Annotated in this window: 21 protein-coding genes; 3 read left to right on the top strand and 18 right to left on the bottom strand. The window is 70.0% G+C overall.

Translation table 11 applies throughout. From position 1 onward, the window contains the following. Positions 1 to 43: 43 nt before the first annotated feature. The 3 genes from ACIHCX_RS13950 (at position 44) to ACIHCX_RS13940 (ending at position 3890) form a co-directional block, all read left to right on the top strand. Positions 44 to 1252 (top strand): sensor histidine kinase, encoded by a 1209-nt coding sequence (locus ACIHCX_RS13950; RefSeq protein WP_400029159.1) that lies wholly within the window; start codon positions 44 to 46, stop codon positions 1250 to 1252. Continuing rightward, positions 1249 to 1890 carry a response regulator gene (locus ACIHCX_RS13945; RefSeq protein ID WP_400029158.1) on the top strand — a complete coding sequence of 214 codons (642 nt, stop codon included), beginning with the start codon at positions 1249 to 1251 and terminating at the stop codon, positions 1888 to 1890. Before ACIHCX_RS13950 ends, ACIHCX_RS13945 begins: the two co-directional genes overlap by 4 nt. 167 nt (positions 1891 to 2057) lie before the next feature. Further along, on the top strand, positions 2058 to 3890 hold the full coding sequence (locus ACIHCX_RS13940) for a glycosyl hydrolase family 18 protein (RefSeq protein ID WP_400029157.1): 1833 nt from the start codon (positions 2058 to 2060) through the stop codon (positions 3888 to 3890). A 68-nt stretch (positions 3891 to 3958) separates the two neighbouring features. Here ACIHCX_RS13940 and ACIHCX_RS13935 read toward each other — a convergent pair whose 3' ends face one another. From ACIHCX_RS13935 to ACIHCX_RS13850, 18 genes are all read right to left on the bottom strand, one after another. Next, positions 3959 to 4405: a DUF2550 domain-containing protein gene (locus ACIHCX_RS13935; protein WP_388483073.1), complete on the bottom strand. Its 447-nt coding sequence runs from the start codon at positions 4403 to 4405 to the stop codon at positions 3959 to 3961. A 129-nt stretch (positions 4406 to 4534) separates the two neighbouring features. Then, positions 4535 to 4909 (bottom strand): F0F1 ATP synthase subunit epsilon, encoded by a 375-nt coding sequence (locus tag ACIHCX_RS13930; protein ID WP_400029156.1) that lies wholly within the window; start codon positions 4907 to 4909, stop codon positions 4535 to 4537. Between the two features lie 111 nt (positions 4910 to 5020). Continuing rightward, entirely contained in the window at positions 5021 to 6457 is a 1437-nt protein-coding gene (atpD, locus tag ACIHCX_RS13925; RefSeq protein ID WP_400029155.1) for a F0F1 ATP synthase subunit beta, read from the bottom strand. Beyond that, a complete protein-coding gene (locus ACIHCX_RS13920; protein WP_400029154.1) occupies positions 6457 to 7374 on the bottom strand; it encodes a F0F1 ATP synthase subunit gamma in 918 nt (305 codons plus the stop codon). Before ACIHCX_RS13920 ends, atpD begins: the two co-directional genes overlap by 1 nt. A 21-nt stretch (positions 7375 to 7395) precedes the next feature. Beyond that, a complete protein-coding gene (atpA, locus tag ACIHCX_RS13915; RefSeq protein ID WP_400029153.1) occupies positions 7396 to 8988 on the bottom strand; it encodes a F0F1 ATP synthase subunit alpha in 1593 nt (530 codons plus the stop codon). A 141-nt stretch (positions 8989 to 9129) separates the two neighbouring features. After that, complete coding sequence (locus tag ACIHCX_RS13910; RefSeq protein ID WP_400029239.1) at positions 9130 to 9945, bottom strand: F0F1 ATP synthase subunit delta; 816 nt, start codon at positions 9943 to 9945, stop codon at positions 9130 to 9132. A gap of 2 nt (positions 9946 to 9947) precedes the next feature. After that, complete coding sequence (locus tag ACIHCX_RS13905; RefSeq protein ID WP_400029152.1) at positions 9948 to 10499, bottom strand: F0F1 ATP synthase subunit B; 552 nt, start codon at positions 10497 to 10499, stop codon at positions 9948 to 9950. A 42-nt stretch (positions 10500 to 10541) separates the two neighbouring features. Beyond that, positions 10542 to 10772 (bottom strand): ATP synthase F0 subunit C, encoded by a 231-nt coding sequence (gene atpE, locus ACIHCX_RS13900; RefSeq protein WP_030915976.1) that lies wholly within the window; start codon positions 10770 to 10772, stop codon positions 10542 to 10544. A gap of 74 nt (positions 10773 to 10846) precedes the next feature. Next, positions 10847 to 11668: a F0F1 ATP synthase subunit A gene (atpB, locus tag ACIHCX_RS13895; protein ID WP_400029151.1), complete on the bottom strand. Its 822-nt coding sequence runs from the start codon at positions 11666 to 11668 to the stop codon at positions 10847 to 10849. A 225-nt stretch (positions 11669 to 11893) separates the two neighbouring features. Next, positions 11894 to 12340, bottom strand: a complete 447-nt coding sequence (locus tag ACIHCX_RS13890) for a hypothetical protein (protein WP_400029150.1) — start codon at positions 12338 to 12340, stop codon at positions 11894 to 11896. Positions 12341 to 12644: 304 nt separating this feature from the next. Beyond that, positions 12645 to 14057: an MraY family glycosyltransferase gene (locus ACIHCX_RS13885; protein WP_400029149.1), complete on the bottom strand. Its 1413-nt coding sequence runs from the start codon at positions 14055 to 14057 to the stop codon at positions 12645 to 12647. Positions 14058 to 14196: 139 nt separating this feature from the next. Next, a complete protein-coding gene (gene glyA / locus ACIHCX_RS13880) occupies positions 14197 to 15435 on the bottom strand; it encodes a serine hydroxymethyltransferase (protein ID WP_400029148.1) in 1239 nt (412 codons plus the stop codon). A gap of 579 nt (positions 15436 to 16014) precedes the next feature. After that, positions 16015 to 16647 (bottom strand): protein-tyrosine-phosphatase, encoded by a 633-nt coding sequence (locus tag ACIHCX_RS13875; protein ID WP_400029147.1) that lies wholly within the window; start codon positions 16645 to 16647, stop codon positions 16015 to 16017. After that, positions 16644 to 17291, bottom strand: coding sequence for an L-threonylcarbamoyladenylate synthase (locus ACIHCX_RS13870; RefSeq protein ID WP_400029146.1), 648 nt, complete (start codon positions 17289 to 17291; stop codon positions 16644 to 16646). The genes ACIHCX_RS13875 and ACIHCX_RS13870 overlap by 4 nt, the downstream gene beginning before the upstream one ends. Before the next feature lie 52 nt (positions 17292 to 17343). Continuing rightward, positions 17344 to 18183, bottom strand: a complete 840-nt coding sequence (gene prmC, locus ACIHCX_RS13865; RefSeq protein ID WP_400029238.1) for a peptide chain release factor N(5)-glutamine methyltransferase — start codon at positions 18181 to 18183, stop codon at positions 17344 to 17346. 95 nt (positions 18184 to 18278) lie between these two features. Further along, complete coding sequence (gene prfA / locus ACIHCX_RS13860; RefSeq protein WP_400029145.1) at positions 18279 to 19346, bottom strand: peptide chain release factor 1; 1068 nt, start codon at positions 19344 to 19346, stop codon at positions 18279 to 18281. A 117-nt stretch (positions 19347 to 19463) separates the two neighbouring features. Continuing rightward, positions 19464 to 19688: a 50S ribosomal protein L31 gene (rpmE, locus tag ACIHCX_RS13855; protein WP_018571447.1), complete on the bottom strand. Its 225-nt coding sequence runs from the start codon at positions 19686 to 19688 to the stop codon at positions 19464 to 19466. Positions 19689 to 19937: 249 nt separating this feature from the next. Next, on the bottom strand, positions 19938 to 21077 hold the full coding sequence (locus ACIHCX_RS13850) for an LCP family protein (RefSeq protein WP_400029144.1): 1140 nt from the start codon (positions 21075 to 21077) through the stop codon (positions 19938 to 19940). Positions 21078 to 21137 lie beyond the last annotated feature (60 nt).

Here is a 21137-nt window from a genome sequence, read left to right as displayed (position 1 = left end):
GGAGCATCAGGCGGCGGGCCGTTCCCCCGTGTTGGATGGACCCATGGCCCGAGGACCGCACCCCCACCGCCACGACGCGTACATCGCCGTGGGCGGGCTGCTCGGCGGGCTGGTGCTGATCGGCGCCGGGCTGTACACCCGCACCCGCCACGACCCGGTCTCCGTCCTGGACCAGGACTGGGCGGTCGCCCTCCCGCTGCTGGTGATGGCGGGGTGCGAGCTGCTGCGCCGCACCCGGCCGGGGCCGGCCCTGCTCGTCGGCACCGCGGCGGTGGTCGCGGACCTCCCGACGCGGGGCAGCCTGGCCACCCTGGTGATGTTCACCGATCTCGTCTACGCGGCGGTGCTGTACGGCCGGCCCGCCTTTGCCCGCCGCATCCCCTGGATCACCGGTCTGCTCACGGTGGTCGCCGCGGTCGTACCGCTCGTCGCCTGGCGCACCCCGCAGGCACTGCTGCTGGGCGTGGGCGTCGCGCTGGTCAGCCTGGTGCCGGCGGCGACCGGCTGGGTGGTGCGCAACCACCGTGACACGGCCGTCGCCGAGCGGCTGCGGGCCGAACAGACCGCGCTGCTCGCGGACATGGACCGCGCACAGGCGGTCCTGGCCGAACGCTCCCGGGTGGCGAGGGAGTTGCACGACATGATCGCCAACCACATGTCCGCCGTCGCCATCCACTCCACGGCCGCGCTGTCCCTGGACGATCCGGAGACCTCGCGGCAGGCGCTCGCCGTGATCCGGGAGAACAGCGTCGAGGGGCTGGCCCAGATGCGGCGGCTGATCGGCGTCCTGCGCGACAGCGGCGACGAGCGCCCCCCTACCGCCGCGCCGACCCTGGACGGTCTCGAGGCGTTGGCCGAGGCCGCCCGCGGCAACGGGCTCGAGGTCACGCTCGACGCCCGCCACGGCAAGGTACCGACGCCGGTGGAGCTGGCGGCGTACCGGATCGTGCAGGAGTCGCTGACGAACGCGCTCAAGCACGCGGCGCCGGGCCCCGTCACCGTCACGCTGGCCAGGGGGGCACCTCCGGGGCCGCCAAGGCACTCGGATGGCGACGGCGCGCTGGAGGTGCGGGTGACCAGCCCCTACGGCCACCGGGGCGGGCCGCGCGCTCCGGGCTCCGGTGCCGGCCTGATCGGGATGCGGGAGCGGGCCGCGCTGCTCGGTGGCACGTTCGCGGCCGGTCCCGAGGACGCCGTCTGGACCGTCCGTGCCACCCTCCCCCTGGGCGACGGCGAAGGAGAGCCCGCATGATCCGTGTCCTCGTCGCCGAGGACCAGTCCGCGGTCCGCGCCGGGCTGGTGCTGATCCTGCGCAGTGCGCCCGGCATCGAGGTGGCTGGCGAGGCGGCGGACGGCGAGCAGGCGGTGGCGCTGGCCCGCGAGTTGCGTCCCGACGTGGTGCTGATGGATGTCCGGATGCCGCGCCTGGACGGGGTGTCGGCGACCCGGCAGGTGGTGGCGGAGCAGTTGGCGGACGTCCTCGTGCTGACCACCTTCGACTTCGACGAGTACGTCTTCGGGGCGCTGCGCGCGGGAGCGGCCGGGTTCCTGCTCAAGAACGCCGAGGCGCGGGAACTGGTGGAGGCGGTGCGCACGGTGGCACGCGGGGAGGGGATCGTCGCGCCCGCCGTCACCCGGCGTCTGATCGCCGAGTTCGCCGCCGGTCCGGCACGGGAGGCGAAGGCGGCGCCGGCCGCGCTGGGCACCCTCACCCCGCGGGAGCGCGAGGTGCTGTCGTGTCTGGGCGAGGGGCTGTCCAACGCCGGGATCGCGCGCCGCCTGGACCTCGCGGAGGGCACCGTGAAGACCCACGTCAGCCGCCTGCTGAGCAAGCTGGGGCTGCGCAGCCGAGTGCAAGCGGCCGTCCTCGCACAGGAGTTGGGGATCTGAGGACCCACAGGGACTAGTGGTCCAGACCTATTGACCCGTGGTCCAGACCTTTCTATTCTCGCGGCACCGGTGGGCGTGATGGCTCAGCCACGCTCCCGACCACAACCCCCACCGCCGAAGGGGTGGCCGCAGCGCCCCGCAGGCGACATCAAAAGAGGAGGCGCGGTATGCGCTTCAGACACAGAGCCGCGGCCGGGTTCGCGACCCTGCTGCTCCCGCTGGCCGGCCTGGTCGGCCTCGCGGGCTCCGCCCAGGCCGCGACAACGGCCACCGCCACCTACGCCAAGACCCAGGACTGGGGCACCGGCTTCGAGGGCAAGTGGACGGTGACCAACTCCGGCTCCGCCGCCATCAGTTCGTGGACCATCGAGTGGGACTTCCCCTCCGGGACCTCCGTCACCTCCGCCTGGGACGCGGACGTGACCAGCTCCGGCACCCACTGGACCGCCAAGAACAAGTCCTACAACGGCACCCTCGCCCCGGGCGCCTCCGTCTCCTTCGGCTTCAACGGCGCCGGCGCCGGCTCCCCGAGCAACTGCAAGCTCAACGGCGGCAGTTGTGACGGCGGCAGCACCGTACCCGGCGACAACCCGCCCTCCGCCCCGGGCACCCCGACCGCCTCGAACATCACCGACACCTCGGTGAAGCTCACCTGGGGCGCGGCCACCGACGACAAGGGCGTCAAGAACTACGACGTGCTGCGTGACGGCAGGACGGTCGCGACCGTGACGACGACCTCGTACACGGACACCGGACTGACCGCCGGCACCGACTACTCCTACAGCGTCCAGGCCCGCGACACCGCCGGCCAGACCGGCCCGGTCAGCGGCTCGGTCGCCGTGCGCACCACCGGCGGCGACAACGGCGGCGGCACTCCCCCGCCCGGGAGCAAGGTGCGGCTCGGGTACTTCACCGAGTGGGGCATCTACGGCCGCAACTACAACGTCAAGGACATCGTGACCTCCGGCTCCGCGTCGAAGATCACGCACATCAACTACGCCTTCGGCAACGTCACCGGCGGCAAGTGCGCGATCGGCGACTCCTACGCCGACTACGACAAGGCGTTCACCGCCGACCAGTCGGTCAGCGGCGTCGCCGACACCTGGGACCAGCCGCTGCGCGGCAACTTCAACCAGCTGCGCCAGCTCAAGGCCAAGTACCCGAACATCAAGGTGCTGTGGTCCTTCGGCGGCTGGACCTGGTCCGGCGGCTTCGCGGACGCGGCCAAGAACCCGACCGCCTTCGCCCAGTCCTGCTACGACCTGGTGAAGGACTCCCGCTGGGCGGACGTGTTCGACGGCATCGACATCGACTGGGAGTACCCGAACGCCTGCGGTCTGACCTGTGACACCAGCGGTTCCGCGGCCATCAAGAACGTGGCGGCCGCGCTGCGCGCCAAGTTCGGCAACGGCGCCCTGGTCACGGCGGCCGTCTCCGCCGACGGCACCTCCGGGGGCAAGGTCGACGCCGCCGACTACGGCGGCGCCGCGCAGTACCTCGACTGGTACAACGTGATGACGTACGACTTCTTCGGCGCCTGGGACGCGCAGGGCCCCACCGCCCCGCACTCCCCGCTCACCTCGTACAACGGCATCCCGCAGGCCGGCTTCACCACGGCCGACGCGATGGCCAAGTACAAGTCCAAGGGCGTCCCGGCGAGCAAGCTGCTCATCGGCATCGGCCTGTACGGCCGCGGCTGGACCGGCGTCACCCAGGACGCCCCGGGCGGCACGGCCACGGGCCCGGCGAACGGCACGTACGAGCAGGGCATCGAGGACTACAAGGTGCTCAAGACGTCCTGCCCGGCCACCGGCACCATCGCCGGCACCGCCTACGCCAAGTGCGGCAACAACTGGTGGTCCTACGACACCCCGGCCACCATCGGCACGAAGATGTCCTGGGCCAAGCAGCAGGGCCTCGGCGGTGCCTTCTTCTGGGAGTTCAGCGGTGACACCGGCAACGGCGAACTGGTGAACGCCATCAACAGCGGTCTGTCGTAGGGGCCCACCGGCCCCCGAGACCGGAAGTGCTCCCCCGGATCCACGTCCGGGGGAACTCTTCCGTCGTATTACGCCACATTCACCCTCTGCCCGGGCGGCGCCGCCTCCAGCCAGGCGAGGAAACCGGTCAGCGCGTCCTCGCTCATCGCGAGTTCCAGCCGGGTGCCGCGGTGCAGGCAGGTGAGGACGACCGCGTCGGAGAGCAGGGCGAGTTCCTCCTCGCCCTCGGGCAGCCGGCGGCCGGCCACCTCGATGGACGCCCGTTCCAGGGTACGGCGGGGCCGCAGGGCGTAGGAGAAGACACGGAACCACTCGACGCGGTCGCCGTTGTAGCGGGCCACGCCGTAGCTCCAGCCCTTGCCGCTGGTGTCGGTCTTCTCCGGTACGTCCCAGCGCAGGCTGCAGTCGAAGGTGCCGCCGGAGCGCTGGATGAGCCTGCGGCGCAGGCCGAAGACGAACAGTCCCACCACCACGAGCAAGACCACCAGCCCGCACACAGTCAGAGCGAGGACCATCGACACCGACCTCCTCGTCTCCTAGGTAATGGAACGGAAAAAACACCCACATTCACCTCAGCCGCGGCCGGTTCCGGATTGCTCCGGTACCGGCCGCGGCTGAGTGACGTCATCACACGGCTGTCTGGTTCAGCTCGCGGTCGCCGCGCGCAGTCGGACCTCCGCGCGACGCTCGGCATGAGCGTCGCCCTCCGCCTTCGCGCGTTCGAGCTCCCGCTCGGTGCGCTGGACGTCGATCTCGTCGGAGAGTTCGGCGATCTCCGCCAGCAGCGACAGCTTGTCGTCCGCGAACGAGATGAAACCGCCATGCACCGCGGCGACGACCGTCGCACCTTCACTCGTACGGATGGTCACCGGGCCCGACTCCAGCACACCGAGCAGCGGCTGGTGACCGGGCATGACGCCGATGTCGCCGGACGTGGTGCGCGCGACGACCAGGGTGGCCTCGCCGGACCAGACCTGGCGGTCGGCAGCGACCAGCTCGACGTGCAGCTCAGCAGCCAAGAGTGGCTCCTCGGGTCACCACCCGGCGGGACTGCCGGGTGTTGGGGTCAATTCTAAGGGGCGTGGGAGAGGGGGCGGGACGTACCCCGCCCCCTCAGGTGAGCTGGATGCTCAGGAGACGCCCAGCTCCTTCGCGTTCTTCTTCAGGTCCTCGATACCACCGCACATGAAGAACGCCTGCTCGGGGAAGTGGTCGTACTCGCCGTCGCAGATCGCGTTGAACGCCGCGATCGACTCGTCCAGCGGCACGTCCGAGCCGTCCACACCGGTGAACTGCTTGGCGACGTGGGTGTTCTGGGACAGGAAGCGCTCCACGCGACGGGCACGCTGGACGACGAGCTTGTCCTCTTCGCCGAGCTCGTCGATACCGAGGATCGCGATGATGTCCTGCAGGTCCTTGTACTTCTGCAGGATGTTCTTCACGCGCATGGCCGCGTTGTAGTGGTCCGCCGCGATGTAGCGCGGGTCCAGGATCCGGGACGTGGAGTCCAGCGGGTCCACGGCCGGGTAGATGCCCTTCTCCGAGATCGGACGGGACAGAACCGTCGTCGCGTCGAGGTGGGCGAAGGTGGTGGCCGGGGCCGGGTCGGTCAGGTCGTCCGCGGGGACGTAGATCGCCTGCATCGAGGTGATCGAGTGACCGCGGGTCGAGGTGATGCGCTCCTGGAGGAGACCCATCTCGTCGGCCAGGTTCGGCTGGTAACCCACCGCGGACGGCATACGGCCGAGCAGCGTGGAGACCTCGGAACCGGCCTGCGTGAAGCGGAAGATGTTGTCGATGAAGAACAGCACGTCCTGCTTCTGGACGTCACGGAAGTACTCGGCCATGGTGAGGCCGGCCAGCGCGACGCGCAGACGGGTGCCCGGGGGCTCGTCCATCTGACCGAAGACCAGGGCGGTCTTGTCGATGACGCCCGACTCGCTCATCTCGTCGATGAGGTCGTTGCCCTCACGGGTGCGCTCGCCGACACCGGCGAACACGGAGACACCGTCGTGGTTGTTGGCGACGCGGTAGATCATCTCCTGGATGAGCACCGTCTTGCCGACGCCGGCGCCGCCGAACAGACCGATCTTGCCGCCCTTGACGTACGGGGTCAGCAGGTCGATGACCTTGACGCCGGTCTCGAACATCTCGGTCTTCGACTCGAGCTCGTCGAAGTTCGGCGCCTTGCGGTGGATCGCCCAGCGCTCACCGTCGTACTTCGCGTCGACGTTCAGCACCTCACCGAGGGTGTTGAACACCTTGCCCTTGGTGAAGTCGCCGACCGGGACGGAGATCGGCGAGCCGGTGTCCGTCACCGGGGACTGGCGGACCAGGCCGTCGGTGGGCTGCATGGAGATCGTACGGACGATGCCGTCACCCAGGTGCTGGGCGACCTCGAGGGTCAGCGTCTTCTGCTCCCCCTCGTTGGCCGGGTCGGCGACCTGGACGTGAAGGGCGTTATTGATCTCCGGCATCGCGTCGACGGGGAACTCCACGTCGACGACCGGGCCGATGACCCGCGCGACGCGGCCCGCCGCCGTGGCCGTCTCAACAGTGGTGGTCATTACTTGTCACTCCCCGCGGTCGCGTCGGCCAGGGCGCTCGCGCCACCGACGATCTCGCTGATTTCCTGGGTGATTTCGGCCTGGCGGGCCGCGTTGGCAAGACGTGCGAGCGTGTTGATCAGCTCACCCGCGTTGTCGGTGGCCGACTTCATCGCACGCCGGGTGGCGGCGTGCTTCGAAGCGGCCGACTGGAGCAGCGCGTTGTAGATACGGCTCTCCACATAGCGCGGCAGCAGCGCGTCGAGGACGTCCTCCGCCGAAGGCTCGAAGTCGTACAGCGGAAGGATCTCGTCCTTCGGCGCCGCCTGCTCCGAGACCTCGTCGAGGCGCAGCGGCAGCAGCCGGGCGTCGGTCGCCGTCTGCGTCATCATCGAGACGAACTCCGTGTAGACGATGTGGAGTTCGTCCACGCCGCCGTCCTCGGTGTCCTGCTGGATGGCCTCGATCAGCGGGGCCGCCACCGTCTTGGCGTCCGCGTACGAGGGCTCGTCGGTGAAGCCGCTCCACGACTGAGCGATCGTGCGCTCACGGAAGTTGTAGTGGGCCACACCACGCCGGCCGACGATGTAGGCGTCGACCTGCTTGCCCTCACGCTCGAGGCGCGCGGTCAGCTTCTCCGCCGCCTTGATGGCGTTGGAGTTGAAGGCGCCGGCCAGGCCGCGGTCGCTCGTCAGGAGCAGTACCGCGGCGCGGGTCGGGTTCTCCGCCTCCGTGGTCAGCGGGTGCTTGGTGTTGGACCCGGTTCCGACCGCCGTGACCGCGCGGGTCAGTTCCTGCGCGTACGGCGTGGAGGCCGACACCTTGCGCATCGCCTTGACGACGCGCGAGGCGGCGATCATCTCCATCGCCTTGGTGATCTTCTTGGTCGCGGTGACGGATCGGATGCGACGCTTGTAGACCCGGAGCTGGGCTCCCATGAGTCAGGTCCCTTCCTTACGTCACTTGGCGGCAGCGGCCGGGGTGTCCTCGCCGAGCAGCTTGCCGTCGCCCGTCTCGAACTGCTTCTTGAACTCGGCGATCGCCTCGGCGATGGCCTGGAGCGTGTCGTCGGACATCTTGCCGCCCTCCTTGATGGAGGTCATGAGGCCCTGCTCCTTGCGGTGCAGGTACTCCAGGAGCTCCTTCTCGAAGCGGCGGATGTCGGAGACGGGCACCTCGTCCATCTTGCCGGTGGTGCCGGCCCAGACGGAGACGACCTGGTCCTCGGTGGCCATCGGCTGGTACTGGTCCTGCTTCAGCAGCTCGACCATGCGCTGACCGCGCTCCAGCTGGGACTTCGAGGCGGCGTCCAGGTCGGAACCGAAGGCGGCGAACGCCTCCAGCTCACGGAACTGGGCCAGGTCCACGCGCAGTCGGCCGGAGACCTGCTTCATCGCCTTGTGCTGCGCGGAACCACCGACTCGGGAGACGGAGATACCGACGTTCAGCGCGGGGCGCTGACCGGCGTTGAACAGGTCCGACTCCAGGAAGCACTGGCCGTCGGTGATGGAGATGACGTTGGTCGGGATGAACGCCGAGACGTCGTTGGCCTTGGTCTCGACGATCGGCAGACCGGTCATCGAGCCCTTGCCCATGTCGTCGGACAGCTTCGCGCAGCGCTCCAGCAGCCGGGAGTGCAGGTAGAAGACGTCGCCCGGGTAGGCCTCACGGCCCGGCGGACGGCGCAGCAGCAGCGACACGGCGCGGTAGGCGTCGGCCTGCTTCGACAGGTCGTCGAAGATGATCAGGACGTGCTTGCCCTGGTACATCCAGTGCTGGCCGATCGCGGACCCGGTGTACGGCGCCAGGTACTTGAAGCCGGCCGGGTCGGACGCCGGGGCGGCCACGATGGTCGTGTACTCCAGCGCGCCGTTCTCCTCCAGCGAGCGCCGGACCGACGCGATGGTGGAGCCCTTCTGACCGATGGCGACGTAGATGCAGCGGACCTGCTTGTTCGGGTCGCCGGTGCGCCAGTTGTCGCGCTGGTTGATGATCGTGTCGACGGCCAGGGCGGTCTTGCCGGTCTGGCGGTCGCCGATGATCAGCTGACGCTGACCGCGGCCGATCGGGGTCATGGCGTCGACGGCCTTGTAGCCCGTCTCCATCGGCTCGTGCACCGACTTGCGCTGCATGACCGTGGGGGCCTGCAGTTCGAGGGCGCGGCGGCCCTCGGTCTCGATCTCGCCGAGGCCGTCGATCGGGTTGCCGAGCGGGTCCACCACGCGGCCGAGGTAGCCCTCGCCCACGGCGACGGACAGGACCTCACCGGTGCGCTGCACCGGCTGGCCCTCCTCGATGCCGCTGAACTCACCGAGGACGATGGCACCGATCTCGCGCTCCTCGAGGTTGAGGGCGAGGCCGAGGGTGCCGTCCTCGAACTTCAGCAGTTCGTTGGCCATGGCCGAGGGAAGGCCCTCGACCTTCGCGATGCCGTCGCCGGCAAGGGTGACCGTACCGACCTCCTCGCGCGAGGCCGCGTCCGGCTTGTACGACTGGACGAAGTTCTCCAGCGCGTCCCGGATCTCCTCCGGCCGGATCGTGAGCTCCGCCATCTGGGTTCCCTGCTCTCCTTGTTGGGCCCGAAGTTTCACTTGGGGGGTGTTCCACGAGTTCGGGACTCCCCCCAGTAAGAGGTGAATCCTCTGCACGGCCCAACCAGGGCCGTCGTGTACGTCTTGCGTGTTGAGTTACTGCTAGCTCGCCATGCGGCGGGAGGCGTCCTCGAGCCGGTCCGCGAGGGAGCCGTTGATGACCTCGTCGCCGACCTGCACCCGCATCCCGCCGAGGACGTCGGGGTCCACGTCGAGGTTGAGGTGCATCTGACGGCCGTAGAGCTTGGCGAGGGCCGCGCCGAGGCGCTGCTTCTGCGGGTCGCTCAGCGGGACCGCCGAGGTGACGACGGCGACCATGCGGTTGCGACGGTCGGCGGCGAGCTTGGTCAGGGACTCCAGTCCCGCTTCCAGGCTACGTCCCCGCGGCGCGGTCACAAGGCGCGTCACCAGACGCTCGGTGGTCGCGGCCGTGCGGCCGCCGAGCAGCCGGCGCAGCAGCTCCTTCTTGGCCGAGGCGGTCGCGGCGCGGTCGGTCAGGGCCGCACGCAGCCCGGTGCTGGAGGAGACGATCCGACCGAAGCGGAACAGTTCGTCCTCGACGCTGTCGAGCGTGCCGTTCCGCTGGGCTGCGGTGAGGTCGGCGGTGTCCGCCAGTTCCTCGAGCGTGTCGACCAGGTCGCGGGGCTGCGACCAGCGGGAACGCACCAGGCCCGACACCAGGTCGACGGCGGTGCCGCCGATCTGCTCACCGAGCAGGCGCTGCACCAGCGTGGCCTTGGCCTCGCCGGACTGCGCCGGGTCGGTCAGGACCCGACGCAGGCCGACCTCGCGGTGGAGCAGCGCGGTGACGGCCGCCAGCTCGTCGGCGAGCTGCGCGGCGTCCACGGAGGTGGAGTCCGTCAGCGCGTCCAGACGCGTACGTGCGGCGGTCAGTGCCTCACGGCTGGCTCCGTGCATGGTCATCGAGTCGCCTCGGCCTTCGAAGCGGCTTCGTCGAGACCGTCGAGGAAGCGGTCGATGACACGGCTCTGCCGGGCGTGGTCCTCGAGGGACTCGCCGACGAGCTTGCCGGCCAGCTCGGTGGCCAGCGAGCCGACGTCCTGCCGCAGGGCGGACGCGGCGGCCTTGCGGTCGGCCTCGATCTGGGCGTGGCCTGCGGCGATGATCTCCTCGCGCTGACGCTGGCCCTCGGCCCGCATCTCGGCGATGAGCACGGCGCCCTGCTCCTGTGCCTCCTGGCGCAGGCGCGCGGCCTCGTGGCGGGCCTCGGCGAGCTGAGCCTTGTACTGCTCAAGGACGCTCTGGGCCTCGGTCTGCGCGGCCTCGGCCTTCTCAATACCGCCCTCGATCGCCTCGCGGCGCTCCTCCAGAACCTTGTTGATGTTCGGGAGGAGCTTCCAGGCAAGGAAACCGAAGACGATGACGAAGGCGATCAGGCCGATGACAAGCTCGGGGATCGGCGGGACGAGCGGGTTCTCCGTCTCGGCCGCGACCGTGAGCAGCGGGCTCATGTTTCTGCCTTTCGTCTAGTCGGCTGGAAGTGGATCAGCTGATCACTGGCCGTAGACGAACGGCATGACCAGACCGATCAGCGCCAGCGCCTCACAGAAGGCGAAGCCGAGGATCTGGTTGGCGCGGATCAGGCCGGCGGCCTCGGGCTGGCGGGCCAGGGCCTGGGTGCCGTTACCGAAGATGATGCCGACGCCGACGCCGGGGCCGATGGCAGCGAGGCCGTAACCGATGGAGCCGAGCGAGCCGGAAACAGCGGCAAGGGTCTGGGACATGCCAGTTCTTCCTTTTCTTTACGGACCGGTGGGGGTTGGCCACCGGACGATCAGGGGGTTGCTCCGCGGGGTGCTCAGTGGTGCTCTGCGAGCGCGCCCTGGATGTACGTGCACGTGAGGAGGACGAAGACGTACGCCTGCAGTGCCTGGATGAAGAGCTCGAAGGCCGTCATCACGATCGTCATGATGAAGCTGACGCCCGCGTAGGCGATGCCGATGCCGTTGAGCAGGTACCAGCTGGCGATGGTGAAGAGCAGCAGCAGCGTGTGGCCCGCGAACATGTTCGCGAACAGTCGCACCGCGTGGGTGAAGGGCCGCACCAGCAGGTTCGAGAAGAACTCGATCGTCATGGCCAGCGGGAGCACCGGGCCGAGCGACTTGTCGTAGCCCGTGACGTTCTTGAAGAAGCCCACGAAGCCGTGCCGCTTGAAGGTCAGCGAGACCCACAGGACGTAGACGATCACGGCGAGCACCAGCGGGTACGCGATGATCGAGGTCACCGGGAACTGGGCGACCGGGACGATCGACCAGAGGTTCATCATCCAGATGAAGAAGAACAAGGAGACGACGAGCGGGACGTACTTCTCGCCTTCCTTCTTGCCGATCGTCTCGTAGACGACACCGCGCCGGATGAAGTCGTAGCCCGCCTCGGCAACCATCTGGAGCTTGCCCGGCACGACCTTCGGCCTGCGGAAGGCGGTCCAGAAGAACCCGATGACGATGATGGAGCCGAGCAGCGCCAGCAGCATCGGCTTGTTGAAGTACAGGTTGCTGTCCGCGTTGCCCCAGAGGGGCTCGAACAGGAACGAGTGCAGGCCCGGAGCGGGGAAGCCACAGCCGGCGAAGATGTGGCAGTCGGTCTCGAAGGCGAGCACCTGCGTCGGGTCAGCACTCACCGCGGGCTCCTTCAGCATGGCGCATAGGTACGGCAACCTCGTTGTGTCGGCGCGGCGTGCGGCCGCGGTTCGGCACGGGACTGGTGTTACGGATGTGGGGGCGGCAGTGGGGCATCTCGCCTCGCGATCGAACAGGCGTCAGCTCGGATGCCCGCGCCCGCGATGCCGCAGTTGGCACCGGACGATAGCAGGATCTCTCATGCGTCTTTATCCCGGCCCTACCGCTCACGACGAGCGCTCCGTCTTTTCGGACTTCTCGCCGGCCGTGGACGGAGCCGAGTCGGGCTCGACATAGAGGATCTTGGACTTCATGTGGGCCCGCGTCTGCGCCGCGATCCATGCCAGCGTGCCGGCGACCAGCGTGAAGGCGAAGGCCCGGGGGTTGAACAGCGTCGTGTGCTTGAACACGGCCATGAAGACGAACAGCAGGAGAATCTGCGTCGCGTAGAGCATCAGGCCCATGGCCTGAAAAAGGTGCGGAAGCGACTTGGCGGTGCGCTGCAGGACGTAGAGGCCGATACCCATGAAGAGAATCACGATCACGGCGGCGACGACCGCACCGATCGCACCCTTGCCACCGGCGACCACACCGCTGATGACGGCGGCGACCGCACCGACGGCGGCTGTGGGCACAGCGGCCTCGGCCAGGATCCGGGCGTCATTGGACGGCATCGCGGCAACTCCGCATTCACAGGGGGCAGGGCGTCGTCATGGGACGAGCGTAGTCCCGGTGCCGAGGGGGAAAACCTCGGCCCCACCAGGACCTTCGCACTGTGGCCCTTCGGCTCTCCGGGATACTCGTGAACGGTATCACAAACTATTTGATGAGGTCTTTACCTCGCGAGTGTGCTGACCCTCACACGTGAGAGTACAGCCGCACTTCTGTGCAAAATCCAGACCCATTCGCCCGGTATTGGGGGAATTTGACGCCCCACGGGTTGGCAACGCCTTAGTCAGATTCTTACCTTGACGCCCGTCAGCGCGACGTTCCGGCTTTCCGCCCGTCCAGGACGCGCGCACGGGCTCCCACGGCGGTCGCTCCGTTGACACCGGTGGCCCCGGCACGGACCCCCACGCCCGCCGCCACGGGCGTCTCCCCCGGCGCCGGGCTCTCCCCGGCCGCGGACGCCTCCGCGTGCTCCCCGGGCTCCCCCTGGGGCTCTTCCTGGGGTGCGGACGGCGTCGCCGTGGGCGTGGCGGCGTCCGGGGCCGCGCCCGCGCGACGGCGCCGGTAGCGCGGCGGCACGAACCGCTCGGCCCAGCGCGGGGCGCGCGGGGTGAAGCGGGGCAGCAGGAGCAGCACCAGGCCGATGAAGCTGAGGGCCACGATGCTCAGCACGATCCACATGGACGCCGACTTGACCGAGTAGGAGAGCGCGCCGAAGCCGATCAGGGCCGACCAGAAGTACATGATCAGCACGGCCCGGCTGTGCGAGTGGCCGATCTCCAGCAGGCGGTGGTGCAGATGGCCGCGGTCGGCGGCGAACGGCGACTGACCGTGCCAGGTGCGCCGCACGATGGCCAGCACCAGGTCGGCGGCCGGGATGGCGATGATCGTCAACGGCATCAGCAGCGGGATGTAGACCGGCACCATCTGGTGCACGGAGTTGCGCTCGGAGCCGGTGAACAGGTTCATCAGGTCCGGGTCGACCTGCCCGGTCACCGAGATCGCGCCGGCCGCCAGGACCAGCCCGATGAGCATGGACCCCGAGTCGCCCATGAAGATCCGCGCCGGATGCATGTTGTGCGGCAGGAAGCCCAGGCACATGCCCATGAGGACGGCCGCGAAGAGGGTCGCGGGGGCGGCGGCCTCGATGCCGTACGAGTACCAGATCCGGTAGGCGTACATGAAGAACGCGGCGGCCGCGATGCACACCATGCCGGAGGCCAGGCCGTCGAGGCCGTCGACGAAGTTGACCGCGTTGATGGTGATGACGACCAGCGCGACCGTGAGCAGGGTGCTCTGCCACTGGGTGAGCGCGACCGTGCCGACGCCGGGCACGGGCAGCCACAGGATCGTCAGTCCCTGCATCACCATGACACCGGCGGCGATCATCTGGCCGCCCAGCTTGATCAGGGCGTCGATCTCGAACTTGTCGTCCAGGACGCCGATCAGCCAGATCAGGGCGGCGCCGGAGAGCAGCGCGCGCGGCTCGTTCGACTTCTCGAAGACCTCGTTGAGGTTGGTGAGGTGGTCGGCGACCAGCAGGCCCGCGCACAGGCCGAAGAACATGGCGATCCCGCCGAGCCGGGGAGTGGGCTCCCGGTGCACGTCACGTGCCCGGATCTCCGGCATCGCCCCCGCCACGATCGCGAACTTGCGTACCGGCCCTGTCAGCAGATACGTCACCGCGGCCGTGATGCAGAGCGTCAGCAGGTATTCACGCACAGGCTTCCCCACAGGTCTCGCTGGCCTTCTCAGCCCCACACCCTAGCGACGCAGGCATATGTATGGGGACTTCCGGGTAGCGACGATGGTTGCACGTGTGGCTGTGTACGGGTTTGTACGCCCGTTCCGCCACCTCGTCTCAGCCGGGATACGGCGGAAACCGGCCAGTGAGTTCGCGCACGTCCTCACGCGCGCTCGCCCCGTCGACCTCGCCGCGCAGCACCTTGCCGAACAGGACGGCTATCCGCTCCATCTCCTGCTGGCCCATGCCCTGGGTGGTCACCGCGGCGGTGCCCAGGCGCAGGCCGCGGCCGTCGGCGTGCGGCAGCGCGCAGCAGTCGAGGACGATACCGGCGGCGGCCAGTCGCCCGCGCGCGGCGCGTCCCTCGACGCCGAGCGGCGCCGGGTCGGCGGTGATCAGGTGGGTGTCCGTGCCGCCGGTGGTGACGGCCAGGCCCTCCGCGGCCAGCCGGGCGGCGAGGACGCGCGCGTTGGCGACGACCTGGTGGGCGTAGGCGGCGAAGGCCGGGGTCGCGGCCTCGCCGAACGCCACGGCCTTGGCGGCGATGGTGTGCATCTGGGCGCCACCCTGGGTGAAGGGGAAGACCGCGCGGTCGACGCGCTCGGCCAGCTCGCCGCCGCACAGGAGCATCCCGCCGCGCGGCCCGCGCAGCACCTTGTGGGTGGTGGCGCACACCACGTCGGCGTACGGCACGGGGTTGGGCGCCGCCTTGCCCGCGACGAGCCCGATGGGATGGGCCGCGTCGGCGATCAGGTAGGCGCCGACCTCGTCGGCGACCGTGCGGAAGAAGGCGTAGTCGATGTGGCGCGGGTAGGCGATGGAGCCGCACACGATCGCCTTGGGCCGGTGGGTGTGGGCGAGCGCGCGGACCTGCTGGTGGTCGATGAGCCCGGTCTCGGCGTCGACGCCGTAGCCGACGAAGTCGAACCAGCGGCCGGAGAAGTTCGCGGGTGAGCCGTGCGTGAGGTGCCCGCCGTAGGGCAGGCCGAGGGCGAGCACGGTGTCGCCGGGCCGCAGCAGCGCCGCGTAGGCGGCGAGCACCGCGGAGGAGCCCGAGTGGGCCTGCACGTTGGCGTGTTCGGCGCCGAACAGGGCCTTCGCCCGGGCCACGGCGAGGCGTTCGGCGACGTCGACGATCTCGCAGCCGCCGTGGTGCCGGGCGCCCGGGTAGCCCTCGGCGTACTTGTTCGCCAGCACCGAGCCGAGCGTGGCGAGCACCGCGGGCGAGGTGAAGTTCTCCGCCGCGATCAGCTGGAGCGTCGTCGACTGCCGGTCGAGCTCCCCGAGCAGGACGTCGGCCAGTTCGGGGTCCTGCCGCCGCAGGAGATCGGCCTCGAGAACGGGGATGACCGACATGTCGCGCTCCGGACGGTCGACGTTGACGTACGTCCAATGTAGGCCGCCCCACCCCACCCCGCGCGGCTCCTTACGCCGTCACGACTACCCCTGCGGCCGGACGAGGTGTGGCAGGTTCGGTGGGTCCGCTTCGGTCGGTGGGCAGGTGGCGCGGCTCGCGGCAATGGTGGCGCCGGTTCGCGGGCGTCTGGCGGCCCGGGAGCTCGTGGACGGCTCCGGGTGCGCCCGCGGGCCTGCCGATCCGATACACACCGGCTCAGGGCCCCTGAAGGGCCGACCGGGGCGCACCGGCCCGTGGGCGTCCTCCGCTCGGCATCACTCTCGGAGCTCCGCCACGACGCCGCATCGGGGGCACGGCCGCCGGATCCGGGACACCTCCGGGCCGGGGCACAGCCCCGGGGCCGGGTGCCCCCCAGGCCGGGGCACGACCTTCGGGCCGGAGGCACAGCCTCCGGATCCGGGGCACGGCCTCCAGGCCGCGGGGGAACAGCCTCCGCGTGCGGGGCACCTCCAGGCCGGCGGAGCCGGCGGCCGGCCGCGGGGCCCGCGTCGAGACCCGTCGGCCGCGAGGCCGGTGCGTCAGGCTCGGGTCGGGACGCCTGTCAGGGCCGTGACCACCGGGTCCAGGGCCTGGTGTATCTCGTCGCCGACGGAGCGGAAGAACGTCAGGGGGGCACCGTAGGGGTCGTAGACCTCGTCGGCCTCGGCGGTCGGGGCCAGGAGCCACCCGCGTAGAGCGGCGGCGGCACGGACCAGGGCGCGGGCGCGTTCGACCACGCCGTCCTCCAGCGGCGGCAGCGTGGCCGGGTCTATCGCCCTCACCAGGCGGGTGAACTCCTTGAGCGTGAAGGTGCGCAGACCTGCCGAGTGGCCCATGGAGATGACCTGGGCACGGTGGTCGAGGGTCGCGGTGAGCACCAGGTCGGCGCGGATCACGTGCTCGTCCAGCAGTTCCCGGCCGGTGAAGCCGGAGGCGTCCGCGCCGAAGTCGGCCAGCACCGCCTCCGCGTTGGCCTCCATCGGCGCGCCCTCGTGACCCCAGGTGCCCGCGCTCTCCACGATCAGCCCGCCGCCTCGCGGATCCCCGAGCCGGTCCGCCACGAAGTGCCGGGTCAGCCGCTCGGTGATGGGCGAACGGCACACGTTGCCGGTGCTGACGTGCAGGATGCGGAAGGTGTCGCCTATGCCACGCCCCGCGTCAGGGGCCGTCAATTCGCCACCTCGAGGTCGGGTACCACCTTGCGCAGTTCCTCCGGCGACAGGGCGCCCTCGCGCAGCAGCACGGGCACCTTGCGGGTGACGTCGACGATGGAGGACGGGACGTTGCCGGGGGTCGGGCCGCCGTCTAGGTAGACGGAGACGGAGTCGCCGAGCATCTCCTGCGCGGCACCGCAGGTCTCCGGCGCGGGATGGCCGGTCAGGTTCCCCGACGACACGGCCATCGGGCCGACCTCCGTGAGCAGTTCGATGGCGACCGGGTGCAGCGGCATCCGCACGGCGACCGTGCCCCGGGTGTCCCCGAGGTCCCACTGGAGGGACGGCTGGTGCCGGGCGACCAGCGTCAGCGCGCCCGGCCAGAAGGCGTCCACGAGTTCCCAGGCCATCTCGGAGAAGTCCGTGACCAGGCCGTGCAGCGTGTTCGGGGAGCCGATGAGGACGGGGGTGGGCATGGAGCGGCCCCGGCCCTTGGCGGCGAGCAGGTCGGCCACGGCCTCCGCGGAGAACGCGTCGGCGCCGATGCCGTACACGGTGTCGGTGGGCAGCACCACGAGTTCGCCCCGGCGGACGGCGGACGCCGCCTCGCGCAGACCCGTCACGCGATCGGTGGCGTCGTTGGTGTCGTATCGCCGTGCCATTGTCAGCGGACCTCCTCGTACACGTACTGCTGGTTAGAAGTGCTGATGGGGGTCACGGCAGCGCCTTGCGGGCGGTGGCGAACCGCGGCCGGTTGTTCAGGTCGGGGTGGTCGGCGGCGTCGGCCCAGCCCCGCTCCTCGGTGAAGATCCACGGCACCTGTCCGCCCTGGGTGTCGGCGTGCTCGATGACGACGACTCCCCCGGGCCGCAGCAGCCGGTGCGCGGTGCGCTCGATCCCGCGGATCAGGTCGAGGCCGTCCTCCCCGGAGAACAACGCCAGCTCCGGGTCGTAGTCGCGGGCCTCGGGTGCGACGTACTCCCATTCGGTGAGCGGGATGTACGGCGGGTTGGAGATGACGAGGTCGACCTGGCCGTCCAGGTCCGGGAACGCCGTCCGGGCGTCGCCCTGGCGCAGGTCGACCCTGGACCCCTCGGTGTTCTTGCGGGTCCACTTCAGGGCGTCCTCGCTCAGCTCCACGGCGTGCACACGCGAACGCGGCACCTCCTGGGCGAGGGCGAGGGCGATGGCCCCCGAGCCGGTGCACAGGTCGACGATGCACGGCTCGACGACGTCCATGGCGCGTACGGCGTCTATGGCCCAGCCGACCACGGACTCGGTCTCCGGCCGGGGCACGAACACCCCTGGCCCGACCTGGAGTTCCAGGTACCGGAAGTAGGCGCGTCCGGTGATGTGCTGGAGCGGCTCGCGCTGCTCGCGCCGGGCGATGACCTCCCAGTAGCGGGCGTCGAAGTCGGCGTCCTTCACGGTGTGCAGCTGGCCCCGCTTGACGCCGTGCACGAACGCCGCGAGTTCCTCCGCGTCGGTGCGCGGCGAGTCGACGCCCGCGTCGGCCAGCCGCTGGGTGGCCTGCGCCACCTCCGCGAGCAGCACGCTGCGGGGACTCGGGGGCCGCCCCCCGGATTCTTGCTGCACGCTGGTCCTCCGTTGGTGCTCGTACGTGCGCACGTCCCGCGTGCGCACGAGTCTTACGCGGCCGCGAGCTTGGCGGCCGAGTCCGCGTCGACGCAGGCCTGGATCACCGCGTCCAGTTCGCCGTCCAGTACCTGGTCCAGGTTGTACGCCTTGAACCCGACGCGGTGGTCCGAGATGCGGTTCTCCGGGAAGTTGTAGGTGCGGATCTTCTCGGAGCGGTCGACGGTGCGGACCTGGCTGCGGCGGGCGTCGGCGGCTTCCCGCTCCGCCTCCTCCTGCGCCATGGCGAGCAGCCTGGAGCGCAGGATACGCAGCGCCTGCTCCTTGTTCTGCAGCTGGCTCTTCTCGTTCTGGCAGGAGGCGACGACTCCGGTGGGCAGGTGCGTGATGCGCACCGCGGAGTCGGTGGTGTTGACGGACTGGCCGCCGGGCCCGGAGGACCGGTAGACGTCGATGCGAAGATCGTTGGGGTTGACCTCCACGTCCACCTCCTCGGCCTCGGGGGTGACCAGCACACCGGCCGCGGAGGTGTGGATACGGCCCTGGGACTCGGTGGCCGGCACCCGCTGCACGCGGTGCACCCCGCCCTCGTACTTCAGCCGGGCCCACACGCCCTGGCCGGGCTCGGTCTGCCCGCGGGTCTTCACCGCGACCTGGACGTCCTTGTAGCCGCCCAGCTCGGACTCGGTGGCGTCGATGATCTCGGTCTTCCAGCCGACCCGCTCGGCGTACCGCAGGTACATGCGCAGCAGGTCACCGGCGAACAGGGCCGACTCGTCGCCGCCCGCGCCCGCCTTGATCTCCAGGATGACGTCCTTGTCGTCGCTGGGGTCGCGCGGGACGAGCAGGAGGCGCAGCTTCTCGGTCAACTCCTCGCGCTGCTGCTCCAGCTCCTTGACCTCGGCCGCGAAGTCGGGGTCGTCCGCGGCGAGTTCGCGCGCGGTGTCGATGTCGTCGCCGGTCTGCTTCCAGGAGCGGTACGCGACGATGATCGGGGTGAGCTCGGCGTAGCGCTTGTTGAGCTTGCGCGCGTTGGCCTGGTCGGCGTGGACCGACGGGTCGGCGAGCTGCTTCTCCAGGTCGGCGTGCTCGGCGACGAGTTCCTCGACGGCCTCGAACATCTTTCGGCTCCTGTACTGCCGGTACTGCTGGGGTGGGGGAAGGCGGGCGACCAAAAACGCCGGTCCCGGCGCACCCCGCGGCGGGGGCACGGCCGTGGACCGGCGAAAAGGGGCTCGCTACTTCTTGGAGCCGGCGGCAGCCTTGCCGAAGCGGGCCTCGAAGCGGGCCACACGGCCACCGGTGTCGAGGATCTTCTGCTTGCCCGTGTAGAACGGGTGGCACTCGGAGCAGACCTCGGCACGGATGGTGCCGGAGTCGATGGTGCTACGAGTGGTGAACGACGCGCCGCAGGTGCAGCTGACCTGCGTCTCGACGTACTCGGGGTGGATGTCGCGCTTCAAGGTGTCTCCTATGTTCCTGGAGGGCGCCGGGTCGCAGCCGCGGGATGCGGAGCGTGAACCGGAGCCGACGTACCAGTCTGCCAGGACTGGGGCCATCCACCCAAACCGGGGGGTGGGGTCGGGTATTCCCCGCGGGTCCCGCGGGGCTGTGGCGGGTTTTCCGCGTGCCCGGGGTACCGCTTGGGTGCCGTTTGTCCGCTGCGGGCGGGTGCCGGTCCGCCGTGGCTTGTCAAGCCGTTCCCCGCGCCCCTACGGGGCGCTCACCACGCCCTTGGCCTTGCCGGTGGCGGTGCCCTCGGTGGCCGCCTTGGGGATGGGCTTGTCGTCCCTCAGAGCGTTCCAGACCTGCTGGGCCTTGTCCTTCTGCACCAGGACGCGGTTGGGGTTCGAGGGGTCGTACTGCACCGGCATCGTGACCATGGTCATGTGGGAGGAGCTGATGCCCTTCAGACCGTCGGCGAAGGCGATCAGGGAGTTCACCGAGCCGAGGTCGGAGTCGGCGGTGACGGCCTTGGTCGCGGTGTCGGCGAGGTCGTAGAGCTTCTTGGGGTTGGTGAGGACGCCGATGTGCTTGACCTGGTCGGCCAGCGCCTTGACGAAGGCCTGCTGGAGCTGGATGCGGCCGAGGTCGGAGCCGTCGCCCACACCGTGCCGGGTGCGGACCAGACCGAGGGCCTGCTGTCCGTCGAGGGTGTGTGTGCCGGCCTTGAGGGCGAGGTGGCTCTGCGGGTCGTCGATGTTCCTCGTCGTGGTGACCTGGACTCCGCCCAGATCGTCGATGAGCTTCTGGAAACCGGTGAAGTCGACCTCCAGGTAGTGGTCCATGCGCAGGCCGGTCATCGACTCGACGGTCTTCACGGCGCAGGCGGCGCCGCCGGCGGAGAACGACTCGTTGAACATCGCGTCGTGCGCCGCCGCGTGCCTGCCGCCCTTGGCGTCGGTGCACTCGGGGCGGTCGACGAGGGTGTCGCGCGGTATCGAGACCACGCCGGCCTTCTTGTGGCCCTTGTAAATGTGCACGATCATCGCCGTGTCGGAGCGGGCGGTGCCGTCGTCGGCGCCGCCGCCGAGCTTCTTGTTGCCGCCGGCGCGGGTGTCGGAGCCGAGGACGAGGATGTTCTCGGAGCCGTTGTCGGCCTTGGTGGGCCGGTCGCCGCCGAGGGCCTGGTTGATGTCGACCGTCCTGAGGTTGCCGTTGAGCTTGAAGTAGAGGACGCCCGCTCCCGCGCCGCCGAGCACGACGATCCCCGCGGCGGTCCAGGCCAGGACCGTCAGGGCCCTGCGCCGCCCGGTGGGGGGCTTGCGCCGGCGGCCCTTGCCGCGGCGGCGGGGCCCGGTGTCGCCGGGCTCCCCTGGTATGCCCGGTCCTCGCGTGCTGTCGGCAGGCATGCGCTCCTCGGCTCTCGCGTCTGCGGTCGGTTACCCCCTGCGGTCGGGGTCGGGCCCCGG

It is taken from the genome of Streptomyces sp. NPDC052043 (assembly GCF_044548235.1).
Taxonomy (GTDB): Bacteria; Actinomycetota; Actinomycetes; order Streptomycetales; family Streptomycetaceae; genus Streptomyces.
The sequence above is the reverse complement of the archived record's forward strand: the minus strand, read 5'-3'. Positions and strand labels throughout refer to the sequence as shown.